General features: G+C 50.9%; 15 protein-coding genes and 1 riboswitch. Of the genes, 12 read left to right on the top strand and 3 right to left on the bottom strand.

Annotated elements, in window-relative coordinates; genetic code table 11:
- Positions 1-64 precede the first annotated feature (64 nt).
- Complete coding sequence (locus ACOZB4_RS15700; protein WP_379409710.1) at positions 65-661, bottom strand: TetR/AcrR family transcriptional regulator; 597 nt, start codon at positions 659-661, stop codon at positions 65-67.
- A 202-nt stretch (positions 662-863) separates the two neighbouring features.
- On the opposite strand from ACOZB4_RS15700, the gene cls reads away from it, so the two are divergent.
- Complete coding sequence (cls, locus tag ACOZB4_RS15695; protein WP_339268520.1) at positions 864-2,366, top strand: cardiolipin synthase; 1,503 nt, start codon at positions 864-866, stop codon at positions 2,364-2,366.
- A gap of 72 nt (positions 2,367-2,438) precedes the next feature.
- On the opposite strand, the gene ACOZB4_RS15690 is transcribed toward cls, so the two are convergent.
- Positions 2,439-3,980: a phospholipase D family protein gene (locus tag ACOZB4_RS15690; RefSeq protein WP_379409705.1), complete on the bottom strand. Its 1,542-nt coding sequence runs from the start codon at positions 3,978-3,980 to the stop codon at positions 2,439-2,441.
- A gap of 304 nt (positions 3,981-4,284) precedes the next feature.
- Between ACOZB4_RS15690 and fni the strand changes: the two genes are divergently transcribed.
- The 5 genes from fni to ACOZB4_RS15665 all read left to right on the top strand — a co-directional run bounded on the left by fni (position 4,285) and on the right by ACOZB4_RS15665 (position 10,247).
- Complete coding sequence (gene fni / locus ACOZB4_RS15685; RefSeq protein WP_379409702.1) at positions 4,285-5,400, top strand: type 2 isopentenyl-diphosphate Delta-isomerase; 1,116 nt, start codon at positions 4,285-4,287, stop codon at positions 5,398-5,400.
- A gap of 184 nt (positions 5,401-5,584) precedes the next feature.
- Positions 5,585-6,685: a redox-regulated ATPase YchF gene (ychF, locus tag ACOZB4_RS15680; RefSeq protein ID WP_076323963.1), complete on the top strand. Its 1,101-nt coding sequence runs from the start codon at positions 5,585-5,587 to the stop codon at positions 6,683-6,685.
- 296 nt (positions 6,686-6,981) lie between these two features.
- Positions 6,982-8,049 carry a peptide chain release factor 1 gene (gene prfA, locus ACOZB4_RS15675; protein ID WP_076323964.1) on the top strand — a complete coding sequence of 356 codons (1,068 nt, stop codon included), beginning with the start codon at positions 6,982-6,984 and terminating at the stop codon, positions 8,047-8,049.
- 4 nt (positions 8,050-8,053) lie between these two features.
- On the top strand, positions 8,054-8,944 hold the full coding sequence (prmC, locus tag ACOZB4_RS15670; protein WP_379409693.1) for a peptide chain release factor N(5)-glutamine methyltransferase: 891 nt from the start codon (positions 8,054-8,056) through the stop codon (positions 8,942-8,944).
- 142 nt (positions 8,945-9,086) lie between these two features.
- The gene (locus ACOZB4_RS15665; protein ID WP_379410296.1) at positions 9,087-10,247 is read left to right on the top strand and encodes an FtsW/RodA/SpoVE family cell cycle protein; all 1,161 of its coding nucleotides are present in this window, start codon (positions 9,087-9,089) and stop codon (positions 10,245-10,247) included.
- A gap of 123 nt (positions 10,248-10,370) precedes the next feature.
- Here the strand turns inward: ACOZB4_RS15665 and ACOZB4_RS15660 are convergent, their stop codons facing one another.
- Positions 10,371-10,898, bottom strand: a complete 528-nt coding sequence (locus tag ACOZB4_RS15660; protein WP_379409689.1) for a hypothetical protein — start codon at positions 10,896-10,898, stop codon at positions 10,371-10,373.
- Positions 10,899-11,168: 270 nt separating this feature from the next.
- On the opposite strand from ACOZB4_RS15660, the gene spoIIR reads away from it, so the two are divergent.
- The 6 genes from spoIIR to ACOZB4_RS15630 all read left to right on the top strand — a co-directional run bounded on the left by spoIIR (position 11,169) and on the right by ACOZB4_RS15630 (position 15,937).
- Positions 11,169-11,864, top strand: coding sequence for a stage II sporulation protein R (gene spoIIR, locus ACOZB4_RS15655; RefSeq protein ID WP_379409687.1), 696 nt, complete (start codon positions 11,169-11,171; stop codon positions 11,862-11,864).
- 219 nt (positions 11,865-12,083) lie between these two features.
- Positions 12,084-13,229 (top strand): L-threonylcarbamoyladenylate synthase, encoded by a 1,146-nt coding sequence (locus tag ACOZB4_RS15650; protein ID WP_379409683.1) that lies wholly within the window; start codon positions 12,084-12,086, stop codon positions 13,227-13,229.
- Between the two features lie 81 nt (positions 13,230-13,310).
- On the top strand, positions 13,311-13,874 hold the full coding sequence (locus ACOZB4_RS15645; RefSeq protein ID WP_379410293.1) for a manganese efflux pump MntP family protein: 564 nt from the start codon (positions 13,311-13,313) through the stop codon (positions 13,872-13,874).
- Positions 13,875-13,928: 54 nt separating this feature from the next.
- A complete protein-coding gene (locus ACOZB4_RS15640; protein WP_379409675.1) occupies positions 13,929-14,516 on the top strand; it encodes a low molecular weight protein arginine phosphatase in 588 nt (195 codons plus the stop codon).
- A 90-nt stretch (positions 14,517-14,606) separates the two neighbouring features.
- Positions 14,607-14,688: riboswitch (ZMP/ZTP riboswitch) on the top strand.
- 114 nt (positions 14,689-14,802) lie between these two features.
- Complete coding sequence (gene rpiB / locus ACOZB4_RS15635) at positions 14,803-15,267, top strand: ribose 5-phosphate isomerase B (RefSeq protein ID WP_339268509.1); 465 nt, start codon at positions 14,803-14,805, stop codon at positions 15,265-15,267.
- An 85-nt stretch (positions 15,268-15,352) separates the two neighbouring features.
- Entirely contained in the window at positions 15,353-15,937 is a 585-nt protein-coding gene (locus ACOZB4_RS15630; protein WP_379409670.1) for a TIGR01440 family protein, read from the top strand.
- The last annotated feature ends 20 nt before the right edge of the window (positions 15,938-15,957 follow it).

Genomic DNA, 15,957 nt, shown 5'->3' with positions numbered 1-15,957 from the left:
TAACCCCTCACTTACCGATTCTTATTCTCCTTAAGCCCCTTTAGCATGCGTAGAATAGGAGACATTAACTCTCGTGGTTATATCGCTGTTTCGTTACCCCTAACCAATACACGGGCCAAGCGGCCACAAGCCGTCTTAGGGCCCGTTCTTCTCCGCCGTATACGGTTTCCAGATGAATTCCGTCCAGCAAGGTCATGTAGGCAATGGCGGCTTTACGCGGATAACGAATAATGCGTCCGTGAACCGGGCAGCCTGCGGCAAGCAGTTTGGACAGGTTCTCCTCCTGCTGGTCCAGCAATGGATATACCATCCCCATCACTTCGTCGTACAGCGTGCTTGGCGGGAAGAAGGCCATCCGCAAGAAGAACCGGACTTCATCATCCATACGATAAGCTTGGAGACGGCTTTCAAGAAATCCGTGCAGCTGCTGCTCCAGCGGCCAATCCGCATGGTCGAGAAAATAGCCTACCATTAAGTCCTCTTGGCGCTGGAATACGTCCTGAAGCACCTGCAGAAACAAATCTTTTTTGCTGGAAAAATGGGCATAAATCGATGGTTTTTTGATTCCGCAGTCGTCAGCAATATGTTTTAGCGATGCCCCTTCGTAACCGTTTTTGGCAAATTGGGCAAGGGCGGATTGTTTAATGTCGACGGCACTCATAAGACTCCCCCTAACTAACGATCGTTAGTTACATTTTTAACAAATGGCGTTTGCATTGTCAATATTTTATTTTTGGGCATCAGGCCTTGTCGGCTGGAAGGAGAACAGTCTTTAGTTCCTGGGGGAGATCATGTAGAATATGGTGTGACCAGCATCGTACATACATAGAGACAGAAACGATGAAGAACAAGGGGTAAACGATATGAGAAAGGGAATAGAGGCTGTACTGATTACCGCGCTTTTGTTCGCGTTTTATTATTTTGGCATGGATTATTTCGGGAAGACGACGGGGACCATTATCGGGATATTCTCTACGCTAACCGTAGTATCCATCGGATTCATGATTTTTATGGAGAATCGTCATCCCACCAGCACGTTGGCCTGGATTCTGCTCTTGGCGCTTGTCCCTATCGTAGGGCTTGTTTTTTATTTTTTGTTCGGACAGAACTATTTCAAGCGGAGAAAATACGATAAAAAGGCGCGGAAGGACGTGCTGGTATATACCAGTGAAGTGCTCCGGAAGAACACCCCAGACATCTCCTGCTTTAAGCCCGAAGTGCAGCAGCTCCTTCAACTGTCTACCCGCCTTGCACGCACGCCGATTTCCTTCTCGAGCGATACCAAGGTGCTGACCGACGGGGAAGAGACTTTTGCGGCCTTGATTGCGGAGCTGGAACAAGCGGCGCATCACATTCATATGGAATATTACATTTACCGTCCGGATGCGATCGGAACGCAGATCCAGGAAATTTTGATACGGAAGGCAAAAGAGGGGGTGGCCGTTCGGTTTATGGTGGACGCCGTTGGCAGTTTGCAGCTGCCGCCTTCCTTTTTGCAAGAGATGCGAGATGCTGGTGTACAGGTCGCCGTATTCGGCAGTCCCAAAACGATATTTTTCACGAGCCGCGTGAATTACCGCAATCATCGCAAAATCGTTGTTATTGACGGGAGTGTCGGATTCGTTGGCGGATTGAATGTAGGGGATGAGTATTTAAGCCGCAGCAAGGCATTCGGTTTCTGGCGCGATACCCACATGCTTGTTCGCGGAGAGGCTGTCAGAACGCTCCAAGTTATCTTTCTCCAGGATTGGCAGTACATGACAGGTGAGCAGCCGAGTGAACCCATCTATTATTCACCGGACTTGCTGGAGAACCGTGCCGGTGCCGTCCAGATTATTGCAAGCGGACCGGACAATGAGCGAAGAGCCCTGAAGAACATCTTCTTCTCCATGATTGTGTCGGCTCGTAAGTCGGTATGGCTGGCTACGCCATATTTTATACCGGATGAAGACATATTCACCGCGCTCAGGGTTGCTGCCTTGTCCGGTCTTGATGTACGGATTCTGTTTCCGTCAAAACCGGACAAATGGCTTCCCTTCCTGGCTTCTCATTCCTATTTTCCGGCTCTGCTGGATGCCGGGGTAAGGGTGTATGAATATGAAAAAGGGTTTATGCACTCGAAGCTGCTAATCGTTGACGGCGAGGTTGCAACCATTGGTACGGCTAACATGGACATGCGGAGCTTCCACCTTAATTTTGAGGTTAATGCTTTACTCGTTCATACGGAAAGCGTAGGCAGGCTGGTATCCGACTTCGAGCAGGACCAGGAATCCGCTATCCTGTACGACCGCAATCATACCCGTAAAAAAAGAATCATGACCCGGCTGCTGGAGTCGGCCGCCCGGCTAATGTCACCTCTGCTGTAATGCGGTGGAGGTGGGGAACTCGTGGTACATACGGGCACTTCATGTGCATACATACATCATATTGAAAGAATTCTAAAAGGTAGTGAAACCGAGCCATTTTTGCAGTTTGAACAGGATGTCCTTCATCCATGTCGTTTTTCCTTGGTAAGCCTCGACTTCGAGACTAAAGGCTGCGCCTTCGTTGAACCATATTCGATGAAAGTAACGGTCCAGATCCCGGGTAAGCGGGTGATCCTTAGGTGCGTCTATCCACAAGTTGTTTTCCAAATTGAGATCAGCCAGATTCCGCTGGGTGAAGTTGGTTGACCCACCGGTAATCACAGACTTGCCTGTCGGTTTGGCAATGTACATGAGCTTGGTATGATACTGCTCTGTACCGGTGTTGTACCAGCGAACAGAGATGTTGCCTTTGGATTTTTGGATGAGCTCAGCGGCAGCCGGACGGTTAGGGATGCCGATCTTGTCCCGGCCGAAGGCATTCTGGTTCGGATCCAGGATGAGGCGGATATCAACGCCGCGGCCCGAGGCCTTAAGAAGCTGGTCCATGACTTTGCTGTCGGCCAGATAGAACATCCCCATCCAGAGCGTGTCCCCGGGCTGTGATTGCTCAATGGCCTTCAGAACATATTTATAAATTTTCCCTTCCGTCAAATAACGAACATCAACATCGTTTGCTTGACCAGAAGGTTGCATGTGTGGCTTGGAGTCTGGCTCATATTCCGGCAGTTTGATTCGGCTTGTAAGGTTAACGGCGGCTTGTTCGGCTGCAAGCATATCCCCGATGATGTCCCCACTCGTTTCGAAGGCAATGTTCGAATGGAACGCGCTGGCGTCATGGATGTTGGCCGAAGTGACCAGCGCAGTGTTCTCGCTGATGACGATTTTACGGTGATTGGCCTTCACATTCAGCAGCTTCAGATAGGAGCGGATCGTAATATCGGGTGCTTCGCTTGCCATCAGATTGGGGAGTGTCCCTCTGCCCGACTGGCCAAACCACTGGAAGAACGTTCGCCATACAGCGGAATAGATGGGCGTGGAATCTCGAAGCCGGTTGACATCGGTTATAATTACATGAATCCCGGCTGCTTTCATGGCCTCGAATTCCGGCAGCGAATAGGAGCCATATCCGGTATTGACTTCATCGGAAATAAAGAAGATATCCATGTCGGGATATTTCTTCTTATGGGCAACCAGAAGATGAGTGAGTTCTTCGCTGACTTCAGGGAATATCTGACCTTTATGGGTGTAGCCATTGAACAGAAACATATCGATCACCAGGAACTTCCGGGATTCATCGATAATTTGACCGATGCGTGGTCCGATTTCGCGATCATGTATCGGTTGACCGTCCGGTCCGGGATAGGTCAGGTCGATCCACATTTTAACGTCGCTCTGGTAGAGTGGGCTTTCATAAGAGATCCCCTTCGGCAGCGGCTTATGCGTCTGATAAATCATCACGCCGATAAGCCAGAGAATGAGAAGGGCCAGGCCAATTAAAATCGTGTTTCGTATGCAGAAGCCTTTGGAAGGTTTCCCTGGTATAAGCTTTGTTCCTTCACGAGGTGTATTTTGATTTTCTGAAGTGCGCGTATGAAATAATTGGCGGAAACCCAAGATAGCCCATCCTCCTATCGCTACTGTTGTATAACGTTAATTAACATGAATGACCTGTCCTGACGCACTCCATTTTCTGCAGTTCGGATCGTATTCGATTTCGGGTTGTTCCTAAGATCTCAGGGTAGAATGATAGTCGAGAGGTTTGTTAGTTTCAATACATGCGTAAGAATGGGTGAACACCGAGTTTATATTTTAGCTTGTAGAGGTACGTATCATGCAGAGCTGAGACAATCTGTGGTGCCAATGATATGCTTATATATAGTTATTTAAGGGATGAGTGAAGTGGATAAGGAGGCACGGGATGAATTCAGAATATAAAGAAACTGCGGATAAACCTGCTGAAACCATTTCAGGCAGAGGATCGGAAAAACTTGAGGGCAGGCTGATGCCGGAAGTGCCCACGGGCGAGCGGAAAATAGAGCATGTACGCTTATGCTTGAATGAGGAAGTAGGCTCTGTGGGAGTAACCACCGGTTTTGAACGTTACCGCTTCCGTCACTCCGCACTGCCGGAAATTGACTTTGAAGATATTAAGCTGGACACAACATTTCTTGATTTTTCCGTACGCACACCATTTCTAATCAGCTCCATGACTGGCGGAAGCAAGGCTACCGGAGAGATCAACAGACGTTTAGCTGAAGCAGCGCAGCGGCGCGGCTGGGCACTTGGGGTAGGCTCCGTTCGGGCCGCGGTGGAGAAGGAAGAGCTTGCTTCTACTTTCCGTGTCCGGGAGAGTGCGCCGAGCGTGCCGGTTATCGCTAACCTTGGAGCGGTGCAGCTGAACTATGGCTTTGGCCTTAACGATTGTCAGCGGGCGGTGGATATCGCGGGTGCGGACATGCTGGTTCTCCATTTAAACGGACTTCAAGAGGTGTTTCAGCCGGAAGGGAATACCCGGTTTGGCTGTTTGCTTGGGCGAATTGAGGATCTGTGCCGTACGCTTTCGGTACCGGTTGGCATTAAAGAAGTTGGCTGGGGAATCGATGGTGAAACGGCGCGGAGCCTGCTGAATATCGGGGCGGCCTTTATCGACGTGGCAGGTGCGGGCGGTACTTCATGGAGTCAGGTTGAAAAATTTCGCAGCCCGGATCCGGTTCGCCGCGCTGCGGCTGAGGCTTTCGCCGGTTGGGGCAATCCTACCGCGGAATGTATCGTGGAGGTGCGCGAAGCTGCGCCAACCTGTGCGCTTATTGGCAGCGGTGGGCTGCAGAGCGGCGTTGATGCGGCTAAAGCGCTCTCGCTTGGCGCCGATCTGGCAGGCTACGGGCGTGGACTCCTGGGCTCGGCAGTCGAATCCGTGGAAGCGCTGGATCAGCGGCTTGCCCAGGTGGAGTTGGAGCTGCGGACGGCGATGTTCGGAATCGGCGCAGGGAATATCGATGCGCTGAAGTCTACCAACCGGCTGATTCGTGCATAAATGGCCGGAGCGATGGGCCCGGATCACATTCAACGATGGCAGTATATTCGTGTTGAAGTCTATCGGGTATCTGCTATAATTAATAAGATTGTTTAGCTGGCGATTCGTAGCTTCGGCGATAAGAACCAAAGCTGTGTAATACTTATAAATAAAGAAGTAAACCTAATAAGGAGTTGTCACATAAATGGCTTTAAAAGCAGGAATCGTCGGTTTGCCAAACGTCGGCAAATCAACATTATTTAATGCGATCACGCAAGCGGGCGCCGAATCGGCCAACTATCCGTTCTGTACGATTGATCCTAACGTCGGTGTCGTGGAAGTGCCGGATGAGCGCCTCAACAAACTGACCGAACTGGTTCAGCCGAACAAAACGGTACCGACCGCTTTTGAATTCGTGGACATCGCGGGCTTGGTTCGCGGGGCGAGCAAAGGGGAAGGTCTTGGGAACAAGTTTCTTGCCCATATTCGTGAAGTGGATGCCATCGTTCATGTTGTTCGCTGCTTTGAGGACGAGAACATTACCCACGTTGACGGTAAAGTGAACCCGGTCAGCGATATCCAGACGATTAATCTGGAGCTGATCCTAGCGGATCTCGACAGCGTGGAGAAGCGGATCGATCGCGCGAAGAAGAACATGAAGGGCGGCAATAAGCAGTATGCTCAGGAAGTAGAACTGCTGGAGCGCCTGAAGGAAGCCCTTTACAACGATCAACCGGCACGCAGCGTGGAACTGAGCGACGATGAGAAGCTGATTGTTCGTGATTTGCACCTGCTGACATTGAAGCCGGTGCTGTACGCGGCTAACCTGAGCGAAGACGGCGTTACGGAAGCTGACAGCAATCCTTTCGTGCAGCAGGTTCGTGATTTCGCGGCTGCGGAGAACGCACTCGTGGTTCCGATCAGCGCGAAGGTTGAAGCCGAGATTGCCGAGCTTGAGGGCGAGGACAAAGCGATGTTCCTTGAGGAGCTGGGGCTGGAGGAATCCGGTTTGAACCGTCTGATCAAGGCGGCTTACAGTCTTCTGGGATTGTACACCTACTTTACGGCAGGCGTGCAGGAAGTACGTGCCTGGACGATCCGCAAAGGAACGAAGGCTCCGCAAGCGGCTGGCGTGATTCATACCGACTTCGAACGCGGCTTTATCCGTGCTGAGGTCGTAGCTTACGATGATCTGGTTGCGGCCGGATCGATGAACGGCGCGAAGGAACGCGGACAGCTTCGCCTGGAAGGCAAAGAGTACGTTGTGAATGACGGCGATGTTATGCACTTCCGTTTCAATGTGTAGGAATTGAAGTATTCAAAGGCCATGGCTCCATGTCACTTTGTGCATGGGACCGTGGTTTTTTTGAAGATATCATAGTGATGAGCTGAGGAGTGCTGGACTTTCCCTGCGACAGGTGGATCCCCCTCTGAATGGGAGCCAAACACGAAGGGAGAGATCCTTTCTTTCCGGTCAACTGCCTGCTAGTCAAATACGTCGTTTCATGGTAAAATAAAAAGTCGTTTACACTTCATTGTTGATGCGAAATGGAGTGCAAAAAGGCATATCTTCAGGAATATATCTTAGAGAGGTGAATTCCTTTGTTGGACCGATTACAATCCCTTGCGGACCGTTACGAGAAGTTAAGTGAGCTGTTGTGCGACCCCGATGTCGCTAATGACTCCAAGAAGCTCAGGGATTATTCCAAAGAACAATCCGATTTACAGCCTGCTTATGAGGCTTATGTTGAATATAAAAATGTAATTGAAGAGCTCGAAGCTGCCAAAACCATGCAGGGCGAAAAGTTGGATGACGACATGCGCGAAATGGTGAAAATGGAGATCGAAGAGCTTACCCAGCGTGAGCGCGAGCTGGCGGAGAAGATTCGGATCTTGCTGCTGCCGAAGGACCCGAATGATGATAAGAACGTCATCATCGAGATTCGTGGCGCAGCCGGCGGCGACGAGGCGGCACTGTTTGCTTCCGACCTGTACCGGATGTATACCCGTTATGCGGATACCCAGGGCTGGAAGGTTGAACTGATGGACGTCAACACGAACGATCTGGGTGGCTTCAAGGAAGTCATCTTCATGATTAATGGTCGCGGCGCCTACAGCAAAATGAAATTTGAGAGCGGCGCGCACCGTGTGCAGCGTATTCCGGCTACGGAATCCGGAGGTCGTATCCATACATCCACCTCTACGGTGGCGGTCATGCCAGAGGCGGAAGAAGTGGATATCGAAATCCATGACAAGGATATCCGCGTGGATACCTTCTGCTCCAGTGGTGCAGGCGGTCAGTCCGTTAACACCACCAAGTCGGCGGTACGCGTAACACATATCCCGACGGGGATTGTGGCTACGTGCCAAGATGGCAAATCGCAGAACTCCAATAAGGATAAGGCGCTGCAGGTGCTTCGTGCCCGTATCTTTGATATGATGCGCCAAGAGGAAGAAGCGAAGTATGCCGGTGAGCGGAAGAGCAAAGTAGGTACAGGCGACCGCAGTGAGCGGATCCGTACGTACAACTTCCCGCAAAGCCGTGTAACCGATCACCGGATCGGACTTACCGTTCACAAGCTGGATCAAGTGATGAACGGGGAGATTGAAGAGATCGTTTCGGCGCTGACCCTTGCGGAACAGGCTGAACTGATGGAAAAAGGAGTATAACGCTTTGAAGCGGACGATATTTGAATTGACGCCGCAGCGCAGCATAAGAGAAGCCTTTGTGGAGGCTTCTTCTTTTTTAGACGGCTTGCGGGTAATGGAACCGCAGCGGAATGCGCAGCTGCTGCTGGAGCATGTGCTGGGATTGTCGGGAACCTCATATTATATGGCACTCGCGGATCCGTTTCCGGCGGACCGCCGCTACGCCCTGGAAGAAGCGATCAATCGCAAAGCCCAAGGCGTTCCTGCGCAGTATATTATCGGCGAACAGGAATTTTACGGCAGGCCGTTTGAAGTTACGCCGGCGGTTCTCATTCCGCGTCCGGAAACGGAGCTGCTCGTGGAAGCGGTGCTGAAGTATGGACGGGAGCTTACTCCGCGATCGTATGAAAGGCTACAGGCCATTGATATCGGCACGGGTAGCGGGGCCATTGCCATTACGTTGGCATTGCAGGAGCCGGCATGGGGTTTGCTGGCGAGCGATATTTCGCCGGATGCGCTGGAGGTAGCTGCTCGTAATGCGAAGCAGCTGAACGCCTGTGTCGAGTTTCGGCAGGGGAACCTGTTGGAGCCATTCGCCGGCATGGCCCCGGACATCCTTGTCTCCAACCCGCCGTACATTCCGGCGGAGGATATTGAGGGACTTCAGCCCGAAGTCCGCGATTATGAGCCGCGAACGGCACTGGATGGCGGGCCGGACGGATTGAATCCGTACCGGATCATGATGGCGCAGCTGCCCTTGCTGTCAGCGCCGCCGCGGCTGATCGCCTTTGAGCTGGGTATGGGCCAAGCCGAGGATGTGGCAGAGCTTCTGCGGAGTGCAGGGCACTGGAAGGAAATCGTCACGGTGCCGGATTTGGCGGGGATTGACAGGCATGTTCTGGGAATTTTCCGTTAATTGTGTTCTGGGTGGATTTCTTTTAAAATAGATGATGGGCTGAGCAAAATAAACTTTTGTTCCGTTTAGATCGTTATATTACCTGAGAACAGGCAAATAGGGAAGAAGGCTCCTATGCAGGGGGAAGAATATGTTAGTTGATATATTGAGAAAATTAAAAAAAATGGACTATCTGATTGTATTTGTTTTGTTAATGTTGATGATAATCAGCATTACATCTATTTACAGTGTGACAAAAGAGACCAAGCTAGATGGTTCACATTTTATGATGATTAGATACTATATCGTAGGTTTCGTTGCTTTTGTAGGGATAAGTTTAATAGACTATCGTCTTCTTATTAAATATGCATGGTATATTTATCTAGGCGGACTGGTGACCCTCATATTGGTAATATTTATTGGGAAAGATATTAACGGTGCTCAGGGATGGATTTATATTGGTTCATTAAGCATTCAGCCTGCGGAGTTATTTAAGTTGGTTCTTATTATTTTTCTGTCCTATGTACTTTATCGCAAGAAAAATAAACCTCTTCTTTCCTTTTGGAAGGATGTTGTCCCGGTTGGGATGCTTGCGTTTTTACCGTTTACGCTTGTTATGCTTCAGAATGACCTCGGTAATGCTCTCAGTTATTTTGTGATTTTGGTTGGTCTTCTTTGGATTGGTAACATTAAATACACTCATGCTCTGATCGGTTTGACTCTTATGGGCGGTATAATTTTCGGTAGTACACAAGCGTATATCCATTTTCACGATGAAATTATTGAAGCGAACTTATTAAAGCCCCACTGGATAGGGCGAATTGATTCATGGCTTCTACCTGATAGTGCACCTTCCGATTCTAGTTATCATACACGTAATGCGAAGCTTGCGATAGCCTCTGGCGGGATGAAGGGAATGGGCTTTATGGAAGGTGGTTATGTCCAGAAGGGGTTTGTACCTTACGCCTATTCAGACTCTATCTTTGCCCAGATAGCTGAGGAGTACGGTTTTATCGGCTCTTCTATACTACTTTTGCTATATTTTGTTCTAATTCACAGAATGATTCTTATCGCTCTTGAATGTAAAGATAGGGCAGGGCCGTTCTTGCTAGTTGGTATTATCTCCATGTTTATGTATCAGATATTTGAGAACATTGGTATGTTTATTGGATTAATGCCATTGACAGGGATAACTTTGCCATTTATCAGCTATGGGGGAACCTCGCTTATAATCAATATGGCAAGTCTTGGAGTTGCCATGAGTGTGAGGCTACATGGACAAGAAATTGATGAAGAATTACCAGAGACTAAAAAAGCTAAATAAAGGTGAAAGCGAGTTATATAAGCTAACAATATATTACAAATAAAAAGACCCGAAAACAGTTTACTTAGTCCTGTTTTCGGGTCTTTGTTTAATTTAGTTGATGTAAGTTAAACGATTTCTTTACTATCGTGAAATTGTTGTATAGCCCCCAAGAGTTGACCAGGAACCATCAAGGTTTTGATACCCAAAGTAGTAATTCTTAGATTTGTCGAGGTTATAGAAACGGATATTTACATCTGAACCGTTTCCGTTGGTTGTTCCACTTGTTTCAGTAACAGCTTTTTTGGTCGAAGCGTCAAAACATATAATTTTGTATTTGTAGCTACCACTTGGATTACCCGTTTCTTCCCAAATGCGTCCTCTCATAAACAATTCGCCATTTGAATTAGGAGTAAAATAGTAATTAGTATATAAAATATTATACAAAGAAGAGAACTGTGCATCATAAGGGCCGTTGCCCAAATTCCAGTGGGAAGTTGGGGCACTAGTTCCGTAAGGAACAATATCAGTAATAGATTGACTTATAGTAGTTTCTGTTGATACAGGAGTATTCTGGGGGTTAACTAACTCAACCTCAGCGGCAAAAGTAGTAGAGATGGACGTCACTGAAAGAGCCATCATAGTAGCAACTATAATTTTTTTTGTATTCATACAAATCTACCTCTTTCTTCTAATTTATTTTTAATTATAAAGAACTATCCTCCTTATTTGGAACATATTTACTTTATATAAAAATAGTAACAACTAATATTACTGTTGTCAAATTTTATATCTTAATTCTATATATTGTTTATAATGCTATTATTTATTGCGTGTATAAGTTCAAAATTGAAAATTAATGTTATCTACGTTTGAATCTCTCAATACCGGACATACTGATAGCATCATAGAGTTTCGTTCATAGAGAGGCGGTTGTCCGAGATGACAAATTATAGTGAAACCCTCCGTATTATCGTGAAAAAAATGGTTGTGCTCTTATCCTGCATGTTTATGGTCATCATGGCTTGGGAAGGACAGCAGATTGATGCTTCCGTTGTTGGAGGTCCGATCCCTCAAGAATCGATACGGCTTCGCATTCTCGCGAATTCAGATACCCCGTCCGATCAGCTCGTCAAAAGAGAGATTCGTGACGCGGTCGTTGAGCAGATGCAGCTTTGGGTCCTGCAGCTGGAGAACCCGCAAAGCCTGGAAGACGCCAAAGCATTAACCCGGCAGCATCTTCCGGAAATCCGCCAATTGGTGGGTGAAGAGCTGAAGAAAAGAGGGATTACGTACAGTTACACCGTAGAGCTTGGCGTCGTGCCGTTCCCGACGAAGTTATACGGGGGCACGGTGTATCCGGCCGGCGATTACGATGCGCTGCGTATTTCTTTAGGAGAAGGTCAAGGGCAGAACTGGTGGTGTGTCCTGTTCCCGCCGCTTTGTTTCATCGATGGCGGCAGCGGGGATGCGGCGGCGCAGCCTCTTGACACAGGTATCCAAACGGTTTCTGCTGAGGCTGGCGAAACTTCCCAAGAGGAAGCTCCGAAGAACGCAGGCGATAGCGAACCGGAGGTCCGCTTCTTCTTGTGGGATATGTTTCGTGGCATTTGGAACTGGGTGGTAAGCTTGTTCTAAGATTATGAGCGAGTTGATTTTCAATCCTGATCGGGTATGATAAACTTTGAAGTAGAAGAGTGCTTTCTCTTTGGCGCGACTGGTTTGAATGAGAACCGGCACGGGACTGAAGAACGAAAAGCGCTTTTTATTTTTGGGACATAGGTAAAACTCGCACTGGAGTTTATATATTTCATATACAGAAAGTTTGGGATAGGAATGGAACAGAACGGGAACGGCATGGAACCTAACCAGCAGCGGGATAACGGCTTCCGCCAGGTTGGTGCAAAATCAACCCAAGTGTGGCACGTCTCGAACTCGCTCTCTAGGGAGAGCTTAAGTTTGGAGAATGAGGCAAAGCAAGCGCTTGGGGAAGCGGGGCAGGTGCTTGAGCTCGGCGGAACGGTGGCCTTTCCGACGGAAACGGTCTACGGGCTTGGCGCGGACGCCGGCAATACAGAAGCGGTCGAGCGCGTCTTTGCCGCGAAAGGCCGGCCGTCGGACAATCCGTTGATTGTGCATATTTCGGAGCTAGCTCAGCTTGACGGTTTGGTCCTTCATGTAAATGAGACGGAACGGGCGCTGATGGCAAGGTTCTGGCCTGGGCCGCTATCGCTGGTACTGCCCGTTAAACCGGGTGCTGTTTCCCCTCGCGTGACGGCAGGTCTCGATACCGTTGCCGTACGGATGCCGGATCACAATGTGGCGCTGGCTTTGATCAGCGCCGCCGGGCGTCCGCTGGCTGCGCCGAGCGCGAACCGTTCCGGTCGGCCAAGCCCGACGCTGGCCAGCCATGTCCTGGAGGATCTGGCGGGGGCGATCGACGGCGTCCTCGACGGCGGCCCGGCCGGGGTGGGCGTCGAGTCGACGGTCGTGCAAGTCGGCGAAGACGGGGCCGTCACGGTGCTTCGCCCGGGCGGCGTCACGGCGGAGCAGCTTGCCGCAGTTGCGGCAAGCGTGCGCATGGACCCGGCGCTGCATCGCGCCGCCGGGGAGGCGGGGAGCCCGGCGCCGCGCTCGCCGGGCATGAAGTACACGCACTACGCACCGAAGGGTGCGATGTGCGTGGTGCAGGGCCCGCGTGCCGACGCGGTGTCGGCACGCATCGCGGCCGAGCTTGAGGCGGCCGGCCGGCGCGGGGAGGTGACCGGCGTGCTGTCATTCGACGAGCACATCGGTCACTACCACGCGGACGTTGCCGTCTCGCTCGGCAGCCTGGCCGCGCCGGAGGAAGCGGCCCGCCGGCTGTACGCCGGCCTGCGCCGATTCGATGACGAAGGCGCGACCTTCATTCTGGCCGAAGCGTGCCCGGAGCAAGGCCTCGGGGCAGCCGTCATGAACCGGCTGTTGAAGGCCGCGGGACACCACATCATCGATGTGAATTGACCCGCCGAGTGAACGCTTTTGGCATCATTTACCCCTTGTCCGCATATGTTGTACAAGACCATGGGACTTGGGGGAATGGGCATGCTGGAGGCGTCTGTCCAATCGGGACAGCTTGCGGCGATTCTGCTGATGGCGGTTGCACTCGGTCTAGACGCATTTTCGCTTGGAATCGGAGTCGGAATGAGAAGCGGCATGCGCTTAGGCCATATGCTGGGCATCAGCTTCATGATCGCGTTGTTTCACATGCTGATGCCGCTGCTGGGCTTATTTGCCGGCCGCTATGTAGGCATGTTACTGGGTCACGTCACAGGGCTTGCGGCCGGCGGGCTGCTGCTTCTGTTAGGCGGACATATGATGTATAACGCCTGGCGGGGTGGAGAAGGACAGCGAATACATCCTACCGCATTTTTAGGCATGCTGCTGTTTTCGCTTAGCGTCAGCATCGATTCCTTCTCGGTAGGCGTTTCACTCGGGATGTTTGTGGATGATGTACTGTTGATCGTGATCTCCTTCGGGATCGTGGGCGGTTTGCTGTCCATTCTCGGTTTGCTGCTTGGCCGTCAGGTAAGCAATAGACTGGGGGAGTACGGTGAAATGCTGGGTGGGCTCATTTTGGTTATATTTGGTGTCATGTTTATCTTTTGACGTTATATTTGTTACAATAACCCCAAAGAACCTACTAACGGGAGGAACGGGACCGTGAAAAATATACTGTTTGTCTGCACAGGAAATACCTGCCGCAGTCCAATGGCTGAAGGCATGCTGCGCAAGCTTGCCAAACAACGGGGCATCCCGCTGGAAACGAAGTCCGCCGGTGTCTCGGCCGTGGATGGAATGCCGGTGTCCCATCATGCGGAGTCCATACTACGAGACCAGGATATCCAGGAACGCTTGGTGTCCAAACCGTTGACTGCGAATCTGGTGGAGTGGTCAGACTTGATCCTGACGTTGACCCAGTCGCATAAGCAGTATGCTATAAGGCAGTTCCCGCACGCCGCAGACAAGATGCATACGCTGAAAGAGTTTGTTGAGGATGACAGGCGGGTGCTGGATGATCTGCGGGAGCAGGATAGTCTGTATGCGGCGCTTGAGCTGGCCAGATCGCTGGGCCGCGACGTCAGCGACCGTGACCGGGAGCGTCTGATCGAGCTGCGCCAGCGCATTCCGAGCTTCGATATCTCCGATCCTTTTGGAGGCTCGCGGGAGGAATATGAAGCGACGGCTGCAGAGATTCGGACGGCGTTGTTCCGTCTCCTGGACAAGCTGGAGAAGGATCGGCATAACTAAGTCTTGCTTTGAACGATATGAAGCCTAGCATTGGGCTAAAAAGCCACTTGCCTTTCACATGGTATTGCTTTAAGATGAAGTTGAAAAACAATGATCCGGTGTAACTGGCGACGAAGTGGATGAAACCACGATGGAGCATCGGAATATACGGCCGGTCGCCTGGGCAAAGAGCATTTGGAGCACCATACGTGCGCCGACTGCTCTTTTTTCGTCTTTTGCGCCCGATTTGGGTTATAATGAAACAAGCTAAAACGCAAAAGCGAACATACGAGGGGGTTTTTCATAGATGAAAATTGCATTGGGTACGGATCATGCCGGCATTCGTCTGAAAGAGGAGATCGTGGAAGTCATTCGGGGTCTTGGACACGAGGTGGAGGATCTGGGCTGCGGCTGTTCCGATTCCGTGGATTATCCCGATTATGCCCTTCCTGTGTGCGAGAAGGTAGTCTCGGGTGAAGCGGATCGCGGCATTCTGATCTGCGGTACGGGGATCGGCATGAGCATTGCAGCCAACAAGGTGCCGGGCATTCGCTGCGCGCTGACACATGATGTGTTCTCGGCCAAAGCGACGCGCGAGCATAACGACAGCAACGTGATTGCGTTGGGTGAGCGTGTTGTCGGTCCCGGACTTGCTGCTGAAATCGTCAGCGCATGGCTGACAACGGATTTCAGTCATGGCGAGCGCCATATCGGCCGTGTGAACAAGATCAAGGCCATCGAGGAGCGTTACCTGAAGAATGAGTCGCGATAAGTGAACGCGTAAATTTACGGCTGCGGCTATCGTGATATGGGATTGAAGCATCTTCTGTGAAAAAAATCATCGGGAGGACTGTGACATGACGGATATCTCCAAGGTTTCCTTGAACGAACAGACAGCGCGTATGGTCCGCGAACTGGCCGAAGCGGCCGTGTTAGGACCTAGTAAAGTGCTGGTCATCGGATCCAGCACCAGTGAAGTGGTCGGACGCCGGATCGGCACAGGCGGCGCTCTTGAAACGGCGCAGCAGCTCCTTCAGGGCATTGCCGAGGTCCAAGCGGAATTCGGTTTCGCGGTGGCTTATCAATGCTGTGAGCATCTGAACCGTGCGCTTGTCATGGAACGCGAGCTGCTCGAGCGGCTGGGTTTGACGGAAGTGGCGGCTGTTCCCATTCCGGGAGCGGGAGGGTCGATGGCCTCCGCGGCTTACCGCAGCATGAAGGAGCCTTGTCTTGCGGAATCGATTGAAGCACATGCGGGAGTTGATATCGGCGAGACGCTGATCGGCATGCATTTGCGGCGAGTAGCGGTTCCGTTCAGACCGACCGAGCGTTATATCGGCAAGGCGCGCGTAACCGCGGCTTATACCCGTCCGAAGCTGATTGGCGGAGAACGCGCGGTGTACCGGCTCGAGCAGAGGGATGATTCCACACTATGCGATTGATTCAAATGAGAACTCGCTTT

Origin of the sequence: Paenibacillus sp. NPDC058898 (assembly GCF_049316025.1) — a bacterium.
Lineage (GTDB): Bacteria > Bacillota > Bacilli > Paenibacillales > Paenibacillaceae > Paenibacillus_AQ.
Note: the sequence above shows the minus strand (reverse complement) of the source record. Positions and strands in the feature narration are given on the sequence as shown.